Source organism: Micromonospora mirobrigensis (assembly GCF_900091555.1).
Classification (GTDB): Bacteria; Actinomycetota; Actinomycetes; order Mycobacteriales; family Micromonosporaceae; genus Micromonospora; species Micromonospora mirobrigensis.
In genome coordinates, this window is the sequence record NZ_FMCX01000003.1 from 646,644 (window position 1) to 668,046 (window position 21,403).

General features: G+C 74.4%; 20 protein-coding genes. 5 read left to right on the top strand and 15 right to left on the bottom strand.

The features are described 5' to 3' along the window. Positions 1 to 34: 34 nt before the first annotated feature. The 8 genes from GA0070564_RS14220 to GA0070564_RS14255 all read right to left on the bottom strand — a co-directional run bounded on the left by GA0070564_RS14220 (position 35) and on the right by GA0070564_RS14255 (position 8,982). Complete coding sequence (locus tag GA0070564_RS14220) at positions 35 to 1,291, bottom strand: MFS transporter (protein ID WP_091608920.1); 1,257 nt, start codon at positions 1,289 to 1,291, stop codon at positions 35 to 37. A gap of 172 nt (positions 1,292 to 1,463) precedes the next feature. Continuing rightward, positions 1,464 to 2,342, bottom strand: coding sequence for a zinc metalloprotease HtpX (htpX, locus tag GA0070564_RS14225; protein ID WP_091608924.1), 879 nt, complete (start codon positions 2,340 to 2,342; stop codon positions 1,464 to 1,466). A 172-nt stretch (positions 2,343 to 2,514) separates the two neighbouring features. Next, positions 2,515 to 3,990, bottom strand: coding sequence for an NADH-quinone oxidoreductase subunit N (locus tag GA0070564_RS14230; RefSeq protein ID WP_091608927.1), 1,476 nt, complete (start codon positions 3,988 to 3,990; stop codon positions 2,515 to 2,517). 55 nt (positions 3,991 to 4,045) lie between these two features. Continuing rightward, entirely contained in the window at positions 4,046 to 5,551 is a 1,506-nt protein-coding gene (locus GA0070564_RS14235) for a complex I subunit 4 family protein (protein ID WP_091608929.1), read from the bottom strand. Beyond that, positions 5,548 to 7,476, bottom strand: coding sequence for an NADH-quinone oxidoreductase subunit 5 family protein (locus GA0070564_RS14240; protein ID WP_091608931.1), 1,929 nt, complete (start codon positions 7,474 to 7,476; stop codon positions 5,548 to 5,550). The genes GA0070564_RS14235 and GA0070564_RS14240 overlap by 4 nt, the downstream gene beginning before the upstream one ends. Further along, positions 7,473 to 7,874: an NADH-quinone oxidoreductase subunit NuoK gene (gene nuoK, locus GA0070564_RS14245; protein WP_091608933.1), complete on the bottom strand. Its 402-nt coding sequence runs from the start codon at positions 7,872 to 7,874 to the stop codon at positions 7,473 to 7,475. The genes GA0070564_RS14240 and nuoK overlap by 4 nt, the downstream gene beginning before the upstream one ends. After that, positions 7,871 to 8,398, bottom strand: coding sequence for an NADH-quinone oxidoreductase subunit J family protein (locus GA0070564_RS14250; protein ID WP_091608936.1), 528 nt, complete (start codon positions 8,396 to 8,398; stop codon positions 7,871 to 7,873). Before GA0070564_RS14250 ends, nuoK begins: the two co-directional genes overlap by 4 nt. After that, positions 8,395 to 8,982, bottom strand: a complete 588-nt coding sequence (locus GA0070564_RS14255; protein WP_091608938.1) for a NuoI/complex I 23 kDa subunit family protein — start codon at positions 8,980 to 8,982, stop codon at positions 8,395 to 8,397. The genes GA0070564_RS14250 and GA0070564_RS14255 overlap by 4 nt, the downstream gene beginning before the upstream one ends. A 184-nt stretch (positions 8,983 to 9,166) precedes the next feature. On the opposite strand from GA0070564_RS14255, the gene GA0070564_RS14260 reads away from it, so the two are divergent. Beyond that, positions 9,167 to 9,742: a Uma2 family endonuclease gene (locus GA0070564_RS14260; protein WP_091608941.1), complete on the top strand. Its 576-nt coding sequence runs from the start codon at positions 9,167 to 9,169 to the stop codon at positions 9,740 to 9,742. Here GA0070564_RS14260 and GA0070564_RS14265 read toward each other — a convergent pair. Beyond that, positions 9,723 to 10,145 carry an ester cyclase gene (locus GA0070564_RS14265; RefSeq protein ID WP_091608943.1) on the bottom strand — a complete coding sequence of 141 codons (423 nt, stop codon included), beginning with the start codon at positions 10,143 to 10,145 and terminating at the stop codon, positions 9,723 to 9,725. The genes GA0070564_RS14260 and GA0070564_RS14265 overlap by 20 nt on opposite strands. 125 nt (positions 10,146 to 10,270) lie before the next feature. Between GA0070564_RS14265 and GA0070564_RS14270 the strand changes: the two genes are divergently transcribed. Further along, positions 10,271 to 11,323, top strand: coding sequence for a glutathione S-transferase family protein (locus GA0070564_RS14270; RefSeq protein WP_425412466.1), 1,053 nt, complete (start codon positions 10,271 to 10,273; stop codon positions 11,321 to 11,323). Positions 11,324 to 11,381: 58 nt separating this feature from the next. On the opposite strand, the gene GA0070564_RS14275 is transcribed toward GA0070564_RS14270, so the two are convergent. Both GA0070564_RS14275 and GA0070564_RS14280 read right to left on the bottom strand, forming a co-directional pair. Next, positions 11,382 to 12,344 carry a complex I subunit 1/NuoH family protein gene (locus tag GA0070564_RS14275; RefSeq protein ID WP_091608949.1) on the bottom strand — a complete coding sequence of 321 codons (963 nt, stop codon included), beginning with the start codon at positions 12,342 to 12,344 and terminating at the stop codon, positions 11,382 to 11,384. Next, a complete protein-coding gene (locus GA0070564_RS14280) occupies positions 12,344 to 13,207 on the bottom strand; it encodes an NADH-quinone oxidoreductase subunit C (protein WP_091608951.1) in 864 nt (287 codons plus the stop codon). The genes GA0070564_RS14275 and GA0070564_RS14280 overlap by 1 nt, the downstream gene beginning before the upstream one ends. A gap of 156 nt (positions 13,208 to 13,363) precedes the next feature. On the opposite strand from GA0070564_RS14280, the gene GA0070564_RS14285 reads away from it, so the two are divergent. Beyond that, positions 13,364 to 14,410 carry a glucose 1-dehydrogenase gene (locus GA0070564_RS14285; protein ID WP_176730669.1) on the top strand — a complete coding sequence of 349 codons (1,047 nt, stop codon included), beginning with the start codon at positions 13,364 to 13,366 and terminating at the stop codon, positions 14,408 to 14,410. Positions 14,411 to 14,420: 10 nt separating this feature from the next. On the opposite strand, the gene GA0070564_RS14290 is transcribed toward GA0070564_RS14285, so the two are convergent. Both GA0070564_RS14290 and GA0070564_RS14295 read right to left on the bottom strand, forming a co-directional pair. Continuing rightward, a complete protein-coding gene (locus GA0070564_RS14290) occupies positions 14,421 to 15,737 on the bottom strand; it encodes a DUF2252 domain-containing protein (RefSeq protein WP_091608957.1) in 1,317 nt (438 codons plus the stop codon). 113 nt (positions 15,738 to 15,850) lie between these two features. Continuing rightward, a complete protein-coding gene (locus GA0070564_RS14295) occupies positions 15,851 to 16,420 on the bottom strand; it encodes an NADH-quinone oxidoreductase subunit B (protein WP_091608960.1) in 570 nt (189 codons plus the stop codon). Positions 16,421 to 16,596: 176 nt separating this feature from the next. On the opposite strand from GA0070564_RS14295, the gene GA0070564_RS14300 reads away from it, so the two are divergent. Both GA0070564_RS14300 and GA0070564_RS14305 read left to right on the top strand, forming a co-directional pair. Beyond that, entirely contained in the window at positions 16,597 to 17,163 is a 567-nt protein-coding gene (locus GA0070564_RS14300) for a SigE family RNA polymerase sigma factor (RefSeq protein ID WP_091609178.1), read from the top strand. Continuing rightward, positions 17,156 to 18,400 carry a hypothetical protein gene (locus GA0070564_RS14305; RefSeq protein ID WP_091608962.1) on the top strand — a complete coding sequence of 415 codons (1,245 nt, stop codon included), beginning with the start codon at positions 17,156 to 17,158 and terminating at the stop codon, positions 18,398 to 18,400. The genes GA0070564_RS14300 and GA0070564_RS14305 overlap by 8 nt, the downstream gene beginning before the upstream one ends. A gap of 82 nt (positions 18,401 to 18,482) precedes the next feature. On the opposite strand, the gene GA0070564_RS14310 is transcribed toward GA0070564_RS14305, so the two are convergent. Both GA0070564_RS14310 and GA0070564_RS14315 read right to left on the bottom strand, forming a co-directional pair. Further along, positions 18,483 to 19,979, bottom strand: a complete 1,497-nt coding sequence (locus GA0070564_RS14310; protein WP_091608965.1) for a pyridoxal phosphate-dependent decarboxylase family protein — start codon at positions 19,977 to 19,979, stop codon at positions 18,483 to 18,485. Further along, positions 19,976 to 21,355, bottom strand: coding sequence for an MFS transporter (locus GA0070564_RS14315; RefSeq protein ID WP_091609179.1), 1,380 nt, complete (start codon positions 21,353 to 21,355; stop codon positions 19,976 to 19,978). Before GA0070564_RS14315 ends, GA0070564_RS14310 begins: the two co-directional genes overlap by 4 nt. Positions 21,356 to 21,403: the final 48 nt, after the last annotated feature.

Below are 21,403 nucleotides of genomic sequence, written 5' to 3' on the forward strand. Positions count from 1 at the left end.
TCAAGCAGGTGGGCGGCGCTGCTGGCGTCGGTGGTCAGGCCGAGACCGGCTGCTCCGCGCGTACCGCCGCGGCCTCGGCGCGGGCGATCGGGCCGGCGGGCAGCGCGGCGACCACCGCACCGACGGCGACCGCGGCGCCGGAGAAGACGAACGCCCACGGCACCCCGCCGGTCTGGTCGACGATCAGGCCGGCGAGCGCGCCACCGGCCGCGCTCGCCCCGACCGAGGTGGTGACCACCCAGGTGTACGCCTCGTTCAGCATGCTGCCCGGGGTGATCCGCCCGACCAGCGTGTTCTCCAGGGTGAGCGCCGGCGCGATGGTGGCCCCGCCGACCGTCAGCGCGACACCGAGCACCAGCGGGTCGGGGATCAGCGCGAAGACGGCGAGGCTGGTGGCGACCGCCGCGAGCAGCCAGGCGAACTGCCGGGTCATGTTCGGCGCGGGCCGGCGTACGCCGAACCAGAGGCCGCCGATCGCGCTGCCCACGCCCCAGACGGCGAGCAGCACGCCGGCCATGCTCTCCGGGTCGTCGGTCGGCTGGCCGGCGGCGAAGGCGGGCACGATCACCCCGGCCGCGCCGAAGGCGATGCCCAGCCCGGCGACACAGACCAGCAGCGCCGGGAAGCCGGCCAGGGCGAGCGGCCCGAGCCCCCGGGTGTGGTGCTCCCGGGGGTGCGGACGCCAGCCCCGCATGACCCGCCCGAGAGCCACCCCGGCGGTGCCGACCAAGGTCACCACCGCCGCGCCGACCAGCGCGGCGGCGGCGTCGGCGACCAGCACGAAACCGGCCACCAGCAGTGGGCCGAGCACGAAGACGATCTCGAACAGGGAGGTCTCGGCGGCCAGCGCCGTGTTGCGCAGGTGCTGCCGCCCGGTGGCGGGGCCGGTCAGGTCGTTCCAGGCGCCCCGGATGGCGGCGGACATCGGCGGATAGGTGGCACCGGCGACGGCGGCGGCCAGGTAGATCATGGGCAGGCTGTCCGCGGAGCGGCTCGCCCAGAGCAGCCCGGCCAGCGCCAGCGGGTGGGCGACGGCGGTGGCCAGCAGCACCGGCGAGGGGCCGATCCGGTCGGCGATCCGCCCGGCGACCGGGCTGAGCGCCGCTCCCGCCAGGGCGTAGAGGCCACCGGCCACGGCGGCCAACGAGTACCGGCCGGTGACCTGCGCGACGACCAGCAGCAGGGCCAACGGCGTCATGCCGATCCCGAGCCGGCCCAGGATGCCGAGGACCAACAGCATCGGCGCTCCGGGGATCCGCCAGACGGCCGCGTACTGACGCAGTGCGGCCACCGGTGGACCTCCTGGGGGTAACGGGTCAAAGACCTTTCGACCCTAACGCCGGGGCGGAGCGGCGACGACGGTCGGCTTCCTCACACCGGTCACGTCAGGGCGCTGGCGCGACCAGCCCCGACACGGCGGACAGCCCCGGTCACCGCGACCGGGGCTGTCCGTGGTGCGGAGGTCAGCGCTGGAACTGCACCGGGCCGCTGTTCGCGGCCAGCTGCTCCAGCCGGGCCACCCGCTGCTCCATCGGCGGGTGGGTGGAGAACATCGCCGCGATGCCGCCGCCCCGCTTGAACGGGTTGTCGATCATCAGGTGGGCGGTGCTGGTCAGCTGGCCCTGGGCGGGCAGCGGCCGACTCTGGGTGCCCATGTGGATCTTCCGCAGGGCGCTGGCGAGGGCCAGCGGGTCCCGGGTGAGCTGGGCGCCGGACTGGTCGGCCTGGAACTCCCGGCTGCGGCTGATCGCCAGCTGGATCACCGTGGCGGCGATCGGGCCGAGGATCAGGGTGAGCAGCAACACCGCCGGGTTCGGGGCGTCCTCGTCGTCGCCACCGCCCAGCGGGATGAACCAGGCCAGGTTGGCCAGCATGGTGATGATGCCGGCCAGGCCGGCCGCCACGCTGGAGATCAGGATGTCCCGGTTGTAGACGTGCGACAGCTCGTGGCCGATCACCCCGCGCAGCTCGCGGTAGTCGAGGATCTCGGTGATCCCCTGCGTCACGCAGACCGCCGCGTTGGCCGGGTTACGACCGGTGGCGAAGGCGTTCGGCTGGGAGGTCGGGCTGACGTAGAGCCGGGGCATCGGCTGCCCCGCCTCGGTGGCCAGCTCCCTGACCATCCGGTACAGCTCGGGGAACTGTGCCTCGGTGACCGGTTGCGCCCGCATCGAGCGCAACGCGAGCTTGTCGGAGAAGAAGTAGGTGACGCCGTTCATCAGCAACGAGACGACGACGGCGACGACGAGGCCGCCACTGCCGCCGAACCAGTAGCCGACCGCGAGGATCAGCGAGGTCAGGAGGCCGAGCAGCGCTGCGGTCTTCAGACGGTTGTGATGCACGATGACTCCTTCGGTGCGCGGGTCGCGCGGGACCCGCTGACCGGTTCAACAACCCGGTTCCCCTCAACCATCCTGCTCATGGCTGGGAGTTGACTGGACAACCCTGTGAGCCGGCTGGAGCGACCGGACGCCGGGACCGATTCCGGTCAGTCCGCCCACCGGCCCGCCGGAGTCAGCGCGCCGCGAGGTCCAGCACGAGCTGCGGGGCGAAGCCGACCAGCACGGCCAGGGCGGTCGCGACGGCCAGCGCCGCGGCCACGGCGCCGGCCGGCCGGGCCGGCGCCGGCGCGCCGTCGGCCGTCGGCGCCGCCCACAGGGTCGCCGCCAGCCGCAGGTAGTAGGCCAGGCCGATCACCGCGTTGACCGCCACCACCAGGGCCAGCCAGCCGGCGCCGCCGTCGAGCAGCGACCGGACCACCGTCACCTTGGCGAAGAGCCCGGCCAGCCCGGGCGGCAGCCCGGCCAGCCCGACCAGGGCCAGCGCGAACGCACCCCCCACCCACGGCCGGCGGCGGGCCGCGCCGCGCAGGTCGTCGAGGGTGCCGCCGTCCGCGCCGGCCGGCCGCAACGTCACCACCGCGGCGAACGCCGCCAGCTCCAGCAGCACGAAGAAGACCGCGTACGCGACGGCGGCGGCGTACGCGGCGGCGCGCGCCTCGTCGGTGCGTCCCGCGGCCAGCGCCAACGCGCCCAGCGGGGCGAGGATGTAGCCGGCCTGGGCGACGGAGGACCAGGCCAGCAGGCGGACCGTCCGGCGCTGGCGCAACGCCACCAGGTTGCCGACGGTCATGGTCAGCACGGCCAGCAGGGCGAGCACCGGCCCGGTGACGGTCGCCGGCAACGCCCGCTCGACCACCGCCAGCAGGGCGACCACCCCACCCAGCTTCGACGCCGTGGACAGGTAGGCCGCCACCGGCAGCGGGGCGCCGTCGTAGGTGGCCGGCGCCCAGGCGTGGAACGGCACCGCGGCCACCTTGAAGGCCAACCCGAGCACCACCAGGGCGACCGCCGCCGTGGTCAGCGGCACGTCCAGCAGCTCCGGACGCTCGCCGAACAGCGCGCCGAGCCGGCCCAGGTGGACCCCGCCGGTGACCGCGTACAGCAGGGCGGCGCCGAGCAGGGTGAGCGTGGTCGCCACCACGCTCACCACGAAGAAGGTGACCGCCGCCTCGGCGCTGGCCACGCTGCCCCGGCGGAGGCCGACCAGCACGTAGAGCGGGAGGGTCAGCGTCTCCAACGCCACGATCAGGGTGATCAGGTCACCGGCGGCGCCCAGCACCACGCCACCGGTCATCGAGCAGGCGAGGAGGAAGCAGTACTCCCCCACCGGCGTCGGACCGGACCGCAGCAGCGGCCAGGAGATCGCCAGCACCCCCAGGGTGAGCAGCGCGAAGACCACCGCGACCAGGGCCGCCCGGTCGTCGGCCAGCCAGGAGCAGTCGGCGCCCACGCAGAACGTCCGGCGGGTCTCCCCCGCGCCGGTCAGCGCCGCACCGGCCGCCGTGGCGACCGCCCCTACGCCGGCCGCCGCCACCGTCGCGCCGGCCCGGGCCAGCACCAGGTCGACCAGGAGGACGAACACCGCGGTGCCGGCGGCCAGGTACGCCGGCAGCAGCGCCACGTTGTCCACGCTCTGCACCACGCTCACGCCGCCACCTCTGCTCGCGACTGCGGGGCTCGCAGACCCGGCTCACTCCTCGCGCTCACCGGACCACCTCCAGCAGGGCCTCGACCGGGCCGGTGGCGTAGCCGAGCACCAGGGTCGGCACCAGGCCCACCGCCAGCGCCAGCAGCACCAGCGGCACCCAGGCGGTCAGCTCGGCGGCGGCCAGACCCGGCCCCACCCGATCCACGGCCGGGCTGGGCCGGCCGTGGGTGACCCGACGCAGCAGCCGCAGGAAGTACGCGGCGGTCAGCGCCCCGCCGACGGCGGCCAGCACGGCCAACGTGGTCCAGAGCGGGCCGCCCCGCCGCACGGCGGCGACCACGGCGAACGCCTCGCCCCAGAAGCCGGCCAGCCCGGGCAGCCCCAGCGAGGCCACCGCGGCGAAGCCGAGCAGGCCGGCCAGCCGGGGCGCGGTCTCCCGCAGCCCGGACAGCTCGTCGAGCGCGCCGGTGTGGGCCCGGTCCTTGACCGCCCCGGCCAGGAAGAAGAGCAGCCCGGTGATGATCCCGTGGGCGATGTTGCCGATCAGCGCGGCCTGGAGGCCGGTGGTGGTCAGCGTGGCCACCCCGAGCAGCACGAAGCCCATGTGCCCGACGCTGGAGTACGCGATCAGCCGCTTCAGCTCGTCCTGGGCCAGGCAGACCAGGGAACCGACGATGATCGCGGCGACCGCGAGCACGCCGAGGACCGGCGCCGCCCAGCGCGCCCCCTCGGGGGCCACCCCGACGGCCACCCGGATCAGGCCGTAGGTGCCCATCTTGAGCAGCACCCCGGCGAGGATGACGCTGCCCACCGTCGGCGCCTGGGTGTGCGCGGCCGGCAACCAGGAGTGCAGCGGCCAGAGCGGGCTCTTCACCGCGAAGGCGACCGCCAGCAGGGTGAACGCGGCGAGCTGGGTGTTGCGGGACAGCCCGGCGCCACCGGTCAGCGCGACGATGTCGGCGGTGCCGGCGGCCGCGACCACGGTGTACACGCCGACCAGCAGGAGTACCGAGCCGAAGAGCGTGTAGAGGGCGAACTTGCGGGCCGCCCGACGCCGGTCCGCGCCACCCCAGCCGGCGATGATCGCGTACATCGGGAGGAGGACGACCTCGAAGAAGAGGAAGAACAGCACCATGTCGAGGGCGAGGAAGGTGCCCAGGATGCCCACCTCGACCACCAGCAGCAGCGCCACCAGCGCCCGGCCGCTGCCGCCACCCGCGGGCACCCGCCAGAGCGTGTAACCGCAGCAGAGCAGCGTGAGCAGCGCGGTCAGCACCACCAGCGGCCAGGAGATGCCGTCCACGCCCAGGTGGAAGCGGAGGTCCAGTCCGGGCACCCAGGGCAGGTCGAGCTGGTGCCAGGGCCGCACACCCGGCGACGGCCCGTAGCCGAACCAGTTGTGGTCGCCGACGCCCAGCAGCACCGCCGGCACCAGGGCCAGCCCGGCGGCGACCGTGCCGACCAGCCGGGCCGCCCGGTCCCGGGGGACGGTGGCCACCGCCAGCGCGCCCAGCGCCGGCACCGCCAGCACCGCCACCAGCAGGAACTGCCCGTACGTCATGCCCCTGCTCCGATCAGCACGGCGGCCAGGCCGATCAGCAGCGCACCGGCGAGCACGGCGACCGCCGCCCGGGGCAGCGCCGCCCGGTGCAGGGCGGCCAGCCCCCCACCGAGCCGGTACGCGCCCCGCCCACTGCCCTCGACCACCCCGTCGACCACCACCTCGTCGCCGGTCCGGACGACCGTGGCCAGCGCCGTCACCGGGCGTACGACCAGGGCGTGCTGGACGTCGTCGAGCCGGAACGCGCGGGCGAACACCGGCCGCAGCGGGCCCAGCGCCCGGGCCGGGTCGGCGGCCGGGTCCCGCCGCCAACCCGCCCAGGCCAGGCCGGCGCCGAGCAGCAGCAGAGCGACCGGCACCAGCAGCGCCGGCGCAAGGTGCACCAGCAGCGCCTCGCCCGGCGGCAGCACCGGCACGGTGGGGAAGAGCAGCCGGTGGGCGAACCCGTGGTCGAAGCCGGCCAGCCCGAGCAGCGCGGCCGGCACCGCCAGCAGCAGCACCGGCCAGCGCATCACCGCCGGCGGGTCGTGCGGATGCGCCAGCGGGATGCGGGTGGCGCCGAAGAAGGTACGCAGCAGCAGGCGGGTGGCGTACCAGGCGGTCACCGCCACGCCGAGCAGCCCGGCCAGCCAGACCAGCCAGCCCACCCAGGCCGGGGTGGGGCCGGTGCCGTCCAGCGCGGCGGACTCGGCGGCGGCGAGCACCCCCTCCTTGCTCCAGAAACCGGCCAGCGGCGGCACCCCGGCCAGCGCGCCCAGGCCGACCGCCGTGCACCAGAAGGTGACCGGCATGGTGGTGCGCAGGCCACCCATCCGGGACATCAGCGTGGTGCCCACCCCGTGGATGACCGCGCCGGCGGCGAGGAAGAGCAGCGCCTTGAACGCGGCGTGGGTGAGCAGGTGGAACAGGGCCGCGCTCGGCGAGCCGACGGCGAGCGCCCCGGTCATGTAGCCGATCTGGGACACCGTCGACCAGGCCAGCACCCGCTTGATGTCGTCCTGGGCGGTGGCGGCGAACGCGCCGAGCAGCAGGGTGATCGCGGCCATCACCCCCAGCACCGCCAGGGCCACCGGCGCCTGCACGAAGAGCGGGTAGAGCCGGGTCACCGCGTAGACGCCGGCCGCGACCATGGTCGCGGCGTGGATCAGCGCGGAGATCGGAGTGGGGCCGGCCATCGCGTCCGGCAGCCAGGTGTGCAGCGGGAACTGGGCGCTCTTGCCCGCCACCCCGGCCAGCAGCAGCAGGCAGGCCGCGGTGAGCATGCCGGTGGAGTGGTCGTGGGCCAGCACATCGGCGATCCGGAAGCTGCCGGCCGAGACGCCGAGCAGGGCGATGCCGAGCAGGAAGCCGACGTCACCCACCCGGGTGACCAGGAACGCCTTCATCGCCGCGGCCGGCGCCCCGGGCAGCCGCCGGTCGTGGGCGATGAGCAGGTAGGAGCAGAGGCCCATCACCTCCCAGCCGACCAGCAGCAGGATGAGGTCACCGCTGACCACCACCAGCAGCATGGCCGCGGTGAAGAGGGTGATCTGCGCCGCGTACGGCGGGTAGCGGTGGTCGACGTCCACGTCGTCGTGCGGGCCGCGCCGCAGGTAGCCGATCGAGTAGACCTGCACGGCGAGGGCCACCGCGGTCACCGCCACGGCGACCAGCGCGGCGGCACCGTCCAGCCGGACCCCGAGGGTGACCGCCAGCCCGCCCAGGTCCACCCAGGTGGTGGACGCCTCGACCGGCCGGTCCAGGGTCACCAGCAGGGCCACCGCGACCAGCAGCGCGACGGCCGCCCCGGCCACCCCGAGGCCGGCCGCCGTCCGCCGGGACCGTTCCCGGCCGACGCCGCCGTCCGGGGGCAGCAGCAGGCCGACCAGTGCGGCGGCCAGCGGCACCACGGGCAGCAGCGCGCCGAGCAGCGTCGTCGCGCTCACCGGTCTCCCTCCGGCGCGTCCGGTTCCGGGACAGCACCGGTCCCGCCCGCCCGGCCGGCACCGGTCTCCGCGCCGACCAGGGCCGGCACCGGCTCGTCGGTCAGCGGGACCTCGTCCACGGCCACGTCGGCCCGCAGCCGGTAGAGCTGGAGGACGATCGCCAGGCCCACGCCCACCTCGGCGGCGGCCAGCACGATCACGAAGAGCGCGAAGACCTGACCGGCGTGTGGCAGCTGGGCCCGGACGGTGGTGTCCGCGGTGACCAGGATCAGGTTCACCGCGTTGAGCATCAGCTCCACGGCCATCAGCACCAGCACGGCGTTGCGGCGGCGCAGCACGCCGTACGCGCCGAGGCCGAAGAGGAGCGCGGCGGTGACGTACGGGATGACCGGCCTCACCGGCGGCCCTCCCGCTCCGGGCCGGCGCGCCGGCCGATCTCCGGCCGGGCCAGCACCACCGCCCCGACCAGGGCGGCCAGCAGCAGCACCGAGAGCACCTCGAACGGCAGCACCCAGGACCGGAACACCTGCTCGCCGAGGCGTTCCGCGGTGCCCGCCGCCGGCAGCTCCACCCGGGTCCAGCGGAACGCGTCGACCAGCAGCGCGGAAAGCCCGAGACCGGCACCGCCACCGACCAGGACGGCGGGCCAACCGGGCCGGTCCAGGTCGTCGGAGGCGCCGATCGGGGCCCGGGTCAGCATCACCGCGAAGAGCAGCAGGACCACCACCGCGCCCACGTAGATCAGCACCTGCACCCAGGCCACCAGCTCGGCGGTGAGGACGAGGTACATGCCGGCCACCGCGCCGAGGCAGACCACCAGGTGCAGGCCGGCCCGGACCAGGTGCCGGGTGGTGACCACCAGCAGCCCCGCACCGACCGCCACCGTGCCCAGGGCGAGCAGCAGCACGTCCGCACCGGTCATCGGGGCGTACCCTCGCCGCCGTCGGCCGGGGCGGCGGGCGCCGGGCGTACGGCCGGGCGGGCCGCCGGGGTCGCGGCCTTGCGCGCGGCCACGGACTCCTCCTTGGCCGGTTCGCCGTTCGGGTCGTGCGCGGGCGGCGGCGGGACGGTGGCCATCCACTCGCCGAGGTGGTCCTTGTCGTGCAGCAGGTCCTTGATGTCGTACTCGGCGTACTCGAACTCGGGGGACCAGTAGAGCGCGTCGAAGGGGCAGACCTCGATGCAGATGCCGCAGTACATGCAGAGCGAGAAGTCGATGTCGAAGCGGTCGAGCACGTTGCGCTGCCGGGGGCGGGCGGCGCCGGGCACCGCCACCTCCTCCTTGTGCGAGTCGATGTAGATGCACCAGTCCGGACACTCCCGGGCGCAGAGCATGCAGACCGTGCAGTTCTCCTCCAGCAGGGCGATCACGCCCCGGGACCGGGGCGGCAGCTCGGGGGCCACGTCCGGGTACTGCTGGGTGGTCGAGCGGCGGGTCATCGTCTTCAGCGTGACCGCCAGCCCCTTCACCAGCCCCTCGCCGGGCACTCCTTTGCGCTCGCTCACGCCGTCGCCTCGCTTCGCTCACCGACGCCGTGAGGCTCCACCGCGCAGAGCCCGCTGATTCGCTCGCTGCGCTCGCTCATGCCGCTCATCCTGCCCTGTGGCCCCGGCGTGCGCGACCACCACCCTGCGGATTGCGCCGGTATCGTGGCCGTGGGGAGAACGACGCACCGGAAAGGGCCCGTCGATGACCGCCGCACTGCACGACGAGTTTCCGCCGCCGGGCGAGTGGACGACGGACGACCTGGACCGCCTGCCCGGCGACGGCCGTCGCCGCCCCGAGCTCCTGGACGGAAATCTGCTCATGTCGCCCTCCCCCACGCGACTCCACCAGTCCATCGCTGGCCGACTCATGGCTGCTCTGGAGGAAACCTGCCCCGCCGACCTCGACGTCACCCAGGGCGTCGAGGTACGCATCTCCCGCCGCCGCTCCTTCATCCCCGACCTGCTGGTCGCCGAGCTGGACGCGTCCGTCCGCAACCCGTCGCAGTACCGGCCGAACGAGGTGCTGCTGGTCGTGGAGATCGTCTCCGAGGGATCGCGGAGCATCGACCGGGTACTCAAGCCCGCCCTGTACGCCGAGGCGGACATCCCCTACTTCTGGCGGATCGAGACCGAGTCGGGCATCGTCGTGCATGCCCACAAGCTCGACCCGGTCAAGCAGGTCTACGTCGAGCAGGCCCGGATGACCGACGGCATCCTGCTGCCGGAGCCGTGGGAGATGGACATCCCACTGGCCCGGATCACGCCCCGGGGCCGGTGAGCGGCGGCAGCATCTCCACGCCCAACTGCTGGAGGAGCTGGAACAGCTCGTTGACGCTCCACACGTCGGCGATCAGCCCGTCGGCGTCGAAGCGCAGGAACGTCGCCCCCGACCAGCTCGCCACCTGCCCGGTCGGCGGCACCGGCCCGAACCGCCCGGCCTGGGTGCCGGCGGCCCGCCAGCGCACCGCCACCCGGTCCGCCGAGGCCACCAGGTCCACGATCTTGTAGCGCAGGTCGGGGAAGGCGGACCGCCGGTCCCGGTGCCAGGCCAGCGTCGCCTCCGGCCCGGTGCCGCCCAGCCCCGGGCAGCCCGCCGCGACCAGGTCGTACGCCGATTCCTCGCGCCCGCCGTTCCACACGTCGGCGACGAACCGCCGGGCCACCACCTCGAGATCGGTCATCCGCGCAGCCTAGCCACGGACCCGACGCACCCCGGGAGGGTGGCCCGGCGGCCGGCGGGAAGCGCCAGTCACCGGGCCGACCGGCGTCGGATCGGCCAAGATGGGTCGAGACGACGGGGTGCGACGTGGGAGGGGCGGACGTGGGCGAGAAGGCAGGCACGACCACCGGCGGGAAGTACGTCGAGTCGGGCGGCGAGTTCACCCGCGACCAGCGCTACATCGCCACCCGGATCACCGCCGACGCCCGGGACGGCTGGCCGGTCGAACCGGGCCGCTACCGGCTGGCGGTCAGCCGGGCCTGCCCGTGGGCCAACCGGCTGATCATCGTCCGGCGGCTGCTCGGGCTGGAGGACGTCATCTCGATGGCGGTCGCCGGGCCCACCCACGACGCCCGGAGCTGGACCTTCGACCTGGACCCGGACGGGCGGGACCCGGTGCTCGGCATCGAACGGCTCCAGGACGCGTACTTCGTGCGGTTCCCGGGCTATGAGCGGGGCATCACCGTGCCGGCGCTGGTGGACGTGCCGACCGGGCAGGTGGTCACCAACGACTACGCGCAGATGAGCCTGGACCTGTCGACGGAGTGGACGGCGTACCACCGGGAGGGGGCGCCGCAGCTCTACCCGGAGCCGCTGCGCGACGAGATCGACGAGGTCAACGCCGTGGTCTTCGCCGACGTCAACAACGGCGTCTACCGGTGCGGGTTCGCCGGCAGCCAGGAGGCGTACGACAAGGCGTACCACCGGCTCTTCGACCGGCTGGACTGGCTGACCGAGCGGCTGTCCGGGCAGCGGTACCTGGTCGGCGACACGATCACCGAGGCGGACGTGCGGCTCTTCACCACGCTGGTCCGCTTCGATCCGGTCTACCACGGCCACTTCAAGTGCAACCGGCAGAAGCTGTCCGAGATGCCGGTGCTGTGGGCGTACGCCCGGGACCTGTTCACCACGCCCGGCTTCGGGGACACGATCGACTTCGATCACATCAAGCGGCACTACTACGAGGTGCACCGGGACATCAACCCGACCGGCGTGGTGCCGCTCGGCCCGGACCTGTCGAACTGGCTCACCCCGCACCACCGCGAGGAGCTGGGCGGTCGTCCGTTCGGCGACGGCACTCCCCCGCCGCCCCCGTCCCCCGCGGAGCGGGTCGACCCCGCCCACACGCCGCTGCGCTAGGCGTCGGTGTTAAAAAGGGGCCCCTGCTATACCGGAGGCGTTAACAGGGGGCCCCTCCTTACATCGCCACCCGCACGGCGGCGGTGAGGACCAGCTGGCCGAGGGAGACCGGGACCAGGACCAGCCAGCAGAGCCGCTGGAGCTGGTCCTCGCGCAGCCGGGGGTACGCCACCCGCAGCCAGATGATCACGAACGAGACGGCGAAGACCTTGACCAGGGTCCAGAGCCAGCCGAGCTGCGCGTCGGCGAACGGGCCCTGCCAGCCGCCGAGGAAGAGCACGGTGGTCAGCGCGGCGATCACCACGATGCCGACGTACTCGGCGAGCAGGAAGAACGCGAACCGCAGGCCGGTGTACTCGGTCAGGTAACCGAAGACCAGCTCCGAGTCGGCGATCGGCATGTCGAACGGCGGGCGGCGGATCTCGGCCAGCCCGGCCAGGAAGAAGACGATCATCGCGGGGGCCTGCCAGAGCAGCCACCACGGACGCCACGCCTCGACGATCCCGGAGAGGCTCAGCGTGCCCGCCGCCATCGCCACCGAGGCGGCGGCGAGCACCAGCGGCAGCTCGTAGCCGAGCAGCTGGGCCGCGCCGCGCAGCCCGCCGAGCAGGCTGTACTTGTTGGCCGACGCCCACGCCGACATCAGCACCGCCACCACACCGACGCCGACCACGGCCAGCACGAAGAACAGCCCGATGTCCAGGGGCTGGCCGACCAGGTCGCCCGGCCCGAGCGGGATCACCAGCAGGGCCAGCAGATAGGGCACCAGCGCCACCACCGGGGCCAGCCGGAACACCGCCCGGTCCGCCTCACGCGGGGTGACGTCCTCCTTCTGCACGAACTTCACCCCGTCGGCGACGAGCTGCGCCCAACCGTGGAAGCCGCCCGCGTACATCGGGCCGAGCCGGCCCTGCATGTGCGCCATCACCTTGTGCTCGGCCTGGCCGACGATCAGCGGCAGGGTGAGGAAGGCGACCAGCACCCCGCCGACCCGGAGCACCAGCTCCAACCAGAGCGGCATCAGTCCGTCCCTCCGTCGCGGTCGCGGTCGGCCCGCTCGGTGGCCGCCGGCCCCGCGGCGGCCGGCCGGTCGGCCGGCGGACCGGAACGCGCCGGCCCGTCGCCGGGACCACCGGTCGCGCCCGGCAACGGCCCGCCGGTCGGCGCCGGGCCGTCGGCCCCGCCGGCGCTTCCGGGTGTACGCCCCGGACGGGCCCCCGGTGCGGGCCTGGCGGGACGCTCCCGGGCCGGGCGGGCGGGGACACCGCCGCGCGGCCCCTCCCCGACACCGCCGGCACCGGCCGGGGTGGGCGTGGTCCCCCACTCCCCCGGCGCGGGCACACCCGGCGGGCGGACCGGTCGCCGGCCGCCACCGGCCTCCGACTCGCCCGGTTCCTTGGCGCCCGGCCACGGCTTGGCGACCCGGGAGGCGAGCACGAACTCCTTGCGCAACGGGTTCCCCTCGAACTCCGGCGGCAGCAGCAGCGGACGCAGCTCACCGTGGCCGGTGAAGTCGATGCCGAACATCTCGTGCGTCTCGCGCTCGTGCCAGGCCGCCCCGGGGTAGACCGCCACCACCGAGGCGACGACCGGGGCCGCCCGGGGGATCCGGGTGCGGACCAGGACGCCGTGCCGGCGGGTGGTGGACCAGAGGTGGGCCACCACGTCGAAGCCGTCGGCCAGCTCGTCGACGGCCGAGAGCCAGTCGAAGAAGTCGCAGGCCAGCTCGGCGTCGTCCCGGGCCGCGCGGAGGGCGTCGGCCCATGCCGCGGCCGGCACGTCGACGGTGGCCCGGGCGTACGCCTGGCCGCCGGAGACCGACGCGGTGACCTCGACGGGCGCGAGCAGCGTCGCCAGCCGCCGGCCGACCTCTTCCGCAGTCATGCCGCTGATCCTATGGCCCGGCCCCGGCGCCCCACCCGCGTGCCGGCCGCCGGGCGTGATTGCAGGGGCCCCCTGTTAACGGACGTCTGTCAACAAGAGGCCCCTGCTTACAGCTTTGACGAGCGCGGAGCGCGGTGGCGGGGAAAGATGAGGGCCGTGCGCGCTGTGACTGTGACCCCCGGTGTCCGTGACTCGCTGCGCCTCGTGCCGGACCATCCGGAGCCACCCACCGACGAGGGGGCGATCCTGGTCGAGGCGCTCGCCGTGGGCATCTGCGGCACCGACCACGAGATCGTCGCCGGCGAGTACGGCGAGGCCCCGCCCGGCACCCCGGACCTGGTGCTCGGCCACGAGGCGCTGGGCCGGGTGCTGGAGGACCCGACCGGCACCCTCCAGAAGGGCGACCTGGTCGCCGGCATCGTCCGGCACCCCGACCCGGTGCCCTGCCCGAACTGTGCGGTCGGCGAGTGGGACATGTGCCGCAACGGGCAGTACACCGAGCACGGGATCAAGGCGCTGCCCGGTTTCGCCCGGGACCGCTGGCGGGTGCAGCCCAAGTTCGCCATCGGCCTGGACCCGGTCCTCGCCCCGGTCGGCATGCTGCTGGAACCGGCCAGCGTGGTGGCGAAGGCGTGGGACCACATCGAGCGGATCGGCGGCCGGGCCGAGTGGCAGCCGCAGACCGTCCTGGTCACCGGCGCCGGCCCGATCGGCCTGCTGGCCGCGCTCCTCGCCGCCCAGCGCGGCCTCTCGGTGCACGTGCTCGACCTGGCCACCAGTGGCCCGAAGCCGGAGCTGGTCGCCGCGCTCGGCGCCACCTACCACTCGGTGCCGGTGGGGCAGCTGGACTTCGATCCGGACGTGGTGGTCGAGTGCACCGGCGCACCGTCGGTGGTGTTCGACGCCATGTGCAAGGCCGGCCCGGCCGGCATCGTCTGCCTGACCGGGGTCTCCAGCGGCGGTCGGACCATCGACTTCGACGCCGGGGCGCTCAACCGCGAGCTGGTGCTGGAGAACAACGTCGTCTTCGGCTCGGTGAACGCCAACCGCCGGCACTGGGACCTGGCCGCCGAGGCGCTGGCCCGGGCCGACCAGGACTGGCTCAAGTCGCTGATCACCCGGCGGGTGCCGGTGGAGGCGTACGCCGAGGCGTACGCCGCCGGGCCGGAGGACATCAAGGTGGTGCTGGACTTCCAGCTCTGAGCGGGACCGGTCAGATGCCGGGCAGCCGGCCGTTGCGGAACAGGTCGACGAAGAGCTGGTGGTCGTGCCGGGCCCGCACCCCGTACGCGTGGGCGAAGTCAACCAGGAAGGCCACGAAGCCCTCCTCGTCGGCGCCGACGGCGGCCACGATCGCCTCCTCGGTGGAGTAGTCGACCAGGTCGTGGCTGGACTCGTCGTCGGCCACCGAGTGCATCCGGGCCACCGCCCGGCCCAGGTGCGACAGCACCCCGGCCAGCTCCACCGGCTCGTCCACGTCCGCCCAGTCGAGGTCGGCCGCGTACGGGGAGACCTCGGCGACGAGCTGCCCCACCCCGTCCAGCTCGGTGAAGCCCAGCCACGGGTCGGCGTACGCCTGCAGGGCCCGCTGCGACTCGGCCGTGCGGTGCCCCTGGTGCCGGAAATAGCCGCGGACCCGCTCGTCGTCGACGTGCCGTGCCACGGCCGGCACCTGGGCCTGCTTCATGTAGAGGACGACGTCGTTCTCCAGCGCCTGGGTGTGCCCCTCGAGGAGGAGGTTGTACGACGGCAGCCCGGCCGAGCCGATGCCCACCCCCTTGCGCAGCACCACGTCCTTGATCTGCGCCTCCACCGGGCGCAGCTTGCGCGCCGACTCCGGCCGGGTCTCCAGGTAGTCCTGGTAGGCGGCGCAGACCTTCGCCCGGGTGGCGTCGTCGACCTCGAAGACCCCGTCCCGGCGGGAGAAGCGCCGGTCGTAGTCGTCGACGGTGGTCTGCGCGGCGAGCAGCTCCACCCGGGTGTTCAGCCGGGCCCGCTGGAGCACCTGGAGCAGCACCCCGTCGGCGGTGTCCAGGGTGATCGAGCCGATCGCGTCGTCCCCGCCGGCGGCGATGCCCCGCAGCTCGGCCAGGTACGACCGGGCGAAGGTGGCCACCAGCTCACTGATCGTGGCGTCGGAGAGCGCCTTGGCGTAGCCGAGCAGGGCCACGCTGGCGGCGAAGCGCCGCAGGTCCCAGGAGAACGGCCCGACGTACGCCTCGTCGAAGTCGTTGACGTTGAACACCAGCTGGCCGGAGGCGTTCATGTAGGTGCCGAAGTTCTCGGCGTGCAGGTCACCGTGGATCCAGACCCGGCTGGTCCGCTCGTCGAGGTACCGGTCGTCGGCGAAGTCGCCGAGCTGGTCGGCGTAGAAAAGGGAGGCGCTGCCCCGGTAGAAGGCGAACGGTGACGCCGCCATCTTGCGGAACTTGCGGCGGAACGCCGCGGGGTCGCGCGTCATCGACTCGCCGAACTCGTCGACGAGGACGCGGACGATGTGCTCGGACCGCCGGTCCGCGGAGTCGCTCATGAAGCGCAGGCTAGTTCCCCCCGGCCACTGGCGGGGCTCCTCCGACCGACCGCCCGGCGCTGCCCGGTCGGCTCGCCGACGCGGCGGTCCGGCGGTCGGCGCGGCCGGCCCGGTCAGCTGGCGGGTGGGCGGACCGGCGGCGCGGTCAACGACGCCACCGAGCGGGCGGCGGGGGCCGGCGGGTCCACCGGCGGGGCCAGCGGGTCCGGGCGGGACACCCCACCGAGGCCGGACTGTTCGGCGGCGATCTTCTCCTGGAGGCGCAGGATTCCGTGCAGCAGCGCCTCGGGCCGGGGCGGGCAGCCCGGCACGTAGACGTCGACCGGGATGAGCTGGTCGACGCCCTTGGTCACCGAGTACGAGTCCCAGTACGGGCCGCCGCAGTTCGAGCAGGCGCCGAACGAGATGACGTACTTCGGTTCGGGCATCTGGTCGTAGAGCCGCTTGATCGCCGGGGCCATCTTGTCGGTGACCGTGCCGGAGACCACCATCAGGTCGGCCTGCCGGGGACCGTGGGCGAACGGGATCACCCCGAGCCGGATGAAGTCGTGCCGGCCCATGCTGGTGGCGATGAACTCGATGGCGCAGCAGGCCAGGCCGAAGTTGAACACCCAGAGCGAGTAGCGGCGGCCCCAGTTGAGGACGAACTTGATCGGCTCGCCGAGCACTGCCGGCAACTGCACCTCGCGCCCCCTCAGCTCTGCCTGCGACCGACAGTCAACCACAGGGCCACGGCGGCCACCGGCGCAACCGGTGGGGGCGTCGGGTTCGGGACGCCCGACGGCTGCAACCGGCGACCTCGGTGACGCGTGGTACCGGCGTCCGCGGCGGGGACCGCGGGCGCAACGGGGAGGACGAGGTGACGGTGACCAGGGAACCGAGGCTCGACGAGCCGCCACCCGAGACGACGGCGGCCGGCCGGGGTGGCGGCGGTCGCGACGGGGCGGACTTCGACCAGCTCTACCACGCGCACTTCCGCTCGCTGACCGTCCAGCTCACCGCCTACTGTGGCGACCTGTCCCAGGCGCAGGACCTGGTCCAGGAGGCGTTCTGCCGGGCGTTCGCCCGCTGGTCGAAGGTGTCCCGGTACGACGACCCGGTGGCCTGGGTCCGCCGGGTGGCGTGGAACCTCGCCTCCAGCAGGTGGCGACGGCTGCGTACCGCCCAGTCCTTTTTGCGGCGGCAACGCGAGGAGCACGTCCCCGGTCCGGGGCCGGACCGGGTGGCGCTGGACGCGGCCCTGGCGCAGCTGCCCCCGAACCACCGGCGGGCCGTGGTGCTGCACTACCTGGCGGACCTCTCGGTGAGCCAGATCGCCACCCAGGAGGACGTCGCAGAGGGCACGGTCAAGTCCTGGCTGCACCGGGGACGAGCGGCGCTGGCGACCCAGCTGGCCGCGACGAGTGAGGTGAACCACCGTGATTGAGCCCGAAGACCTGATCGTCGGCGCGGAACTCGCCGCGTACCGCGAGGCGGTCGTCCCGGCGGTGCGGCCGGCGGGGCCGGGCGCCGTCCGGGCCACCGTCCGCCGACGCCGCCGTCGTACGGCCGTCGTCACCGCCGCGGCGGTCGTGCTCGCGGTGGCCGTACCGGTCGCCGGGCGGGCGGCGCTGGACCGGGATCCCGGCCCGCCGGTGCCGGGCCCGGCCCGGTCGGTGGAACCGGCTCCCTCGGTGACTCCGTCGGGCAACCCGTCGTCGGTCCCGACGCCCAGCACGCCGGCCACTGCGACGGCCACGCCGACCGGGTCACCGGAGCCGGCGGGCAGCGCGAGCAGCTCACCGGCCGCGCCGGACGGCCGGATCAGCAAGGCCCAGCTGCTCGCCGTGGATGTCGAACTGCCGGCCTGGTCCTCGGAGGAGTGCCAGGCCGACGGCCGGGTGCGGCTGCGGACGTCCGACAAGGAGGTCGGCGAGCCGGCCCTGGTCTCCCTCACCCACGGCGACGTCGATGGCGACGGCGCCGAGGAGACGGTGGCCCTGTTGGGCTGCCGGTACGGCGAGGCGGTCGGCAAGCAGGTGGTGGTCTTCGACCGGGACGCCAGCCGGCGGATCGTCACCCTCGGTCGGGTGGTGCGGACCGGTGAGGGGCAGCGCAACCTGCTGGAGTACCAGGTCACCTCGGCCGGCTCGGTCCGGGTCCGGGTGGCTGACATCCAGCCCTGCTGTGACACCCCGACCTACCTGGTCCGGGACCAGTGGCGGACGTACCGGTGGTCCGGCGGGAAGTTCACGCAGACCGGCGGGCCGGTCGCCTTCGGGCCGGACAACCGGCGTACCGACCTCACTCTGACCGCCGACGACCTCGTGCTGGGTACCTCGGACGCAGACGGGAAGCGGACCGGGTCGCTGACCGTCACCGTGATCAACAAGGGTCCGGGTGACGTACCCCAGCTCGGTTTCCCCGAGTTGGGCCAGATCGGCCAGCCGTCCGGTGGCGAGTTCGACCGGTGTCGGACCCTGCCGGACGGGCCGGTGGGGTACTTCTGCCTGCTGCCGGGACTGCGGGCCGGGGAGCGGCGCAGTCTGACCTTCACCTTCCTGGTCGGCCCGGACGTGGCCGAGTTCTCGCCGGTCGGCGTCGGTCACTGGGACGCACAGGACCGGAGCTGGTCGGACCTGGTCCCCGTGGACAACAAGGTGCAGGTACGGACGGGCGGCTGATCCAGTCGGACCGGCCCTCCGAGGCCGGGACGTCCCCCCGGCCTCCAAGGGCCGGACGGGGCGTCGCCGGTCGGCCCAGGGATTACCAGGCGGGACGCTGGAGCAGGCCGACGAACTCCACCAGCAGCCGCTCACGCAGCGCGACCGGCGCGGCGTCGAGCAGGGTGTTCACCACCGCCATCCGCCCGGGCACCGGACCCGCCGCCGGGTCGCCACCGGCCAGGCCGAGCCCGGCCGCCAGCCCGGCGACCAGCTCCGGCGTGAGGGCCGCCGGGGTCAGCGTCCGGGCCAGCGCCAGCAGCTCGTCGGGGAGCCGGACCGGGCCCGCCGCCCGGGCCGCCGCCACCGCGTCGGCCAGGTCCGGGCCGAACTCGGCCACCCGGGGGGCCACCGCCGCGGTCACCGTCAGGTGGACGCTGGCCGGCAGGCCGGCGTACGACAACTGGGGCTGGGTGTGCCAGCCCCGGGCGGCCAGCTCGTCGACCAGCACGAACAGGTCGAGCGTGGGGTCACCGTCCCCGGTCAGGCAGACCACCGTGGACTCCGGCTCGGTCATCAGGCGCAGCCCGTCGGTGTGCCGGACCGCGTCGGCCAGTCCGGCCACCGCCTCCCGGGTGGCCGCCGCCAGCCGCAGGTAGCCGTCCTCGCCGAGGTGCCGCAGGGTGGCGTACGCGCCGGCGATCGGGCCGCCGGAGCGGGTGGAGGCGATCACCGGGTTGACCATGGTGTAGCCGGGCCAGTCGGCGTACCCGAAGTATTGCGGGGCGCGCAGCGCGGCGTCCCGGTGCAGCAGCACCGACACCCCCTTCGGCGCGTACGCGTACTTGTGCAGGTCGACCGAGATGGAGGTGACCCCGTCGACGGTGAAGTCGAACGGCGGCACCGGCGCGCCGAGGCGGCGCAGCCAGGGCAGCGCCCAGCCGCCGAAGCAGGCGTCGACGTGGCAGCGCACCCCGGCCGCCGCCGCCACCGCAGCGATCTCGGCGACGGGGTCGACCACGCCGTGCGCGTACGAGGGGGCGGAGCAGGCGACCAGCACGGTCTCGGGCCGGATCGCGGCGGCCACGGCACCGGCCGAGGGCCGCAGGGTCTCCGGGTCGACCGGCACCTGGTCGAGTGCCACCCGCAGGTAGTGCGCGGCCTTGGCGAAGGCGGCGTGCCCGCTGACCGGGACGACGATCCGCGGCTCGGTCAGCTCGGGCCGGGCGTCCCGGGCGGCCTTGACGGCGAGGATCAGCGACTCCGTGCCGCCGCCGGTGACGCTGCCCACCACGTCCGGGGCGGCGCTGCCCGGGCCGCCGCCGAGCAGCCGGCCCGCCGCCCCGACCAGCGCGTTCTCCATCGCCAGCAGGGACGGGAAGGCGGTCGGGTCGAGGCCGTTGACGTGCGCGCACTCGGCGTACGCGGCCTGCGCCAGCTCGTCCAGCCCGGCGACGCCGGGGTCGTAGACGTAGGCGAAGAGCCGGCCGCCGTGGGTGGGCCGGTCGGCGGCCCGCAGCGCGCGGATCTCGTCGAGCACCCGCGCGGCGGGCAGCCCCTCGGCGGGCAGCGCGCCCGTGGGTGCCGTCGTGTCGGTCATCGGGCTGGCAGCTTCCTCTCGGGACGGTCGGCCGGACCGGCGGGCGCCGGGTGGGCCGGGGGGAGTATGTAGCCGCGCAGCAGCAGCACGGGCGCGGCGACCAGCACGGCCGGCAGGACGGTGAAGCCGAGCAGGACGCCGAGCCGGGCCGTCGCCGACTGCGCCGCCGCCTGGCCGGTCGAGGAGGAGACGTAGCCGCTGAGCTGGAGCACCAACCCGTACAGGCCGGGACCCAGCGCCAACCCGAAGGTCTCCCCGGCGGTCCACAGCCCGGTGAGGACGCCGGCCTGCCGCCGGCCGGTGCGCGCGGTGTCGTACGCGATGCAGTCGGGGAGCATGGCCAGCGCGAAGACCTGCTGGCCGGCGTACCCGACGCCGATCAGGGCGACCACCGCGTAGCTCGCGGCGGCCGGCAGCGCCGGCGCGGCCACCAGGGCCAGCGCGCCGGCCGCGAAGAGCAGCGACGCGGCGACCAGGGCGGCCCGCTTCCCGACCCGCGCGCCGACCCGGACCCAGACCGGCATGACCAGCAGCGCCGGCCCGACGAAGCAGGCGAAGAGCAGGGTCGGCCCGGTGTCCGGGTCGCGCAGCACCTGGCCGGCGAAGTAGGCCACCCCGGCCAGGACGGTCGCCACCCCGGCGGACTGCACCACGAAGCAGGCCAGCAGCGCCCGGAACGGGCGGTTGCCGGCGGCCACCGCGAGCTGCGCCCGCAGGCTCGGTTCACTTTCCCCCACCGCGCCGGCTGCCGCGGACCGGGTGCCGAGGAAGGCGCCCACCGTGCCGAGCACGATCAGCGCGGCGACGAAGACACCCATCCAGCGGTGCCCGGCCAGGCCGCCCCCGGCCGCGGTCACCACGGCCGGGGCCACCGCCCCGGAGACCAGGATGGCCAGCGCCAGCACCGCGATCCGCCAGCTCATCATCCGGGTACGCTCCGCCGGGTCGCCGGTCAGCTCGGCGGGCATCGCCACGTACGGCACCTGGAAGAAGGCGAACGCGGTCGCGGTGGCCAGGAACGCCACCGCCACGTACGCCCCGGCCGCCGGTCCGGCGCCGAACGGCGCGGCGAAGATGGCGGCGAAGAGCACGGCGAGGGCCAGCCCGCCGCCGAGCAGGTACGGCCGGCGCGGCCCCCAGCGGGACCGGGTCCGGTCGGAGATCCGCCCGGCGACCGGGTTGACCAGCACGTCCCACGCCTTCGGCAGGAGCACCAGCAGGGCGGCCGTGCCGGCGGCGACGCCGAGGGTGTCGGTGAGGTACGGCAGCAGCAGCAGCCCGGGCACCGTGCCGAACGCGCCGGTGACCAGCGAGCCGGTGGCGTAGCCGACGTGCACCCGCCGGGGCAGCGGCCCGGCCAGCCCCGACGAGTCCATGGTCACGAATGCTACTCATATTGTGCGGGCGGTCACACCCTCCGGACA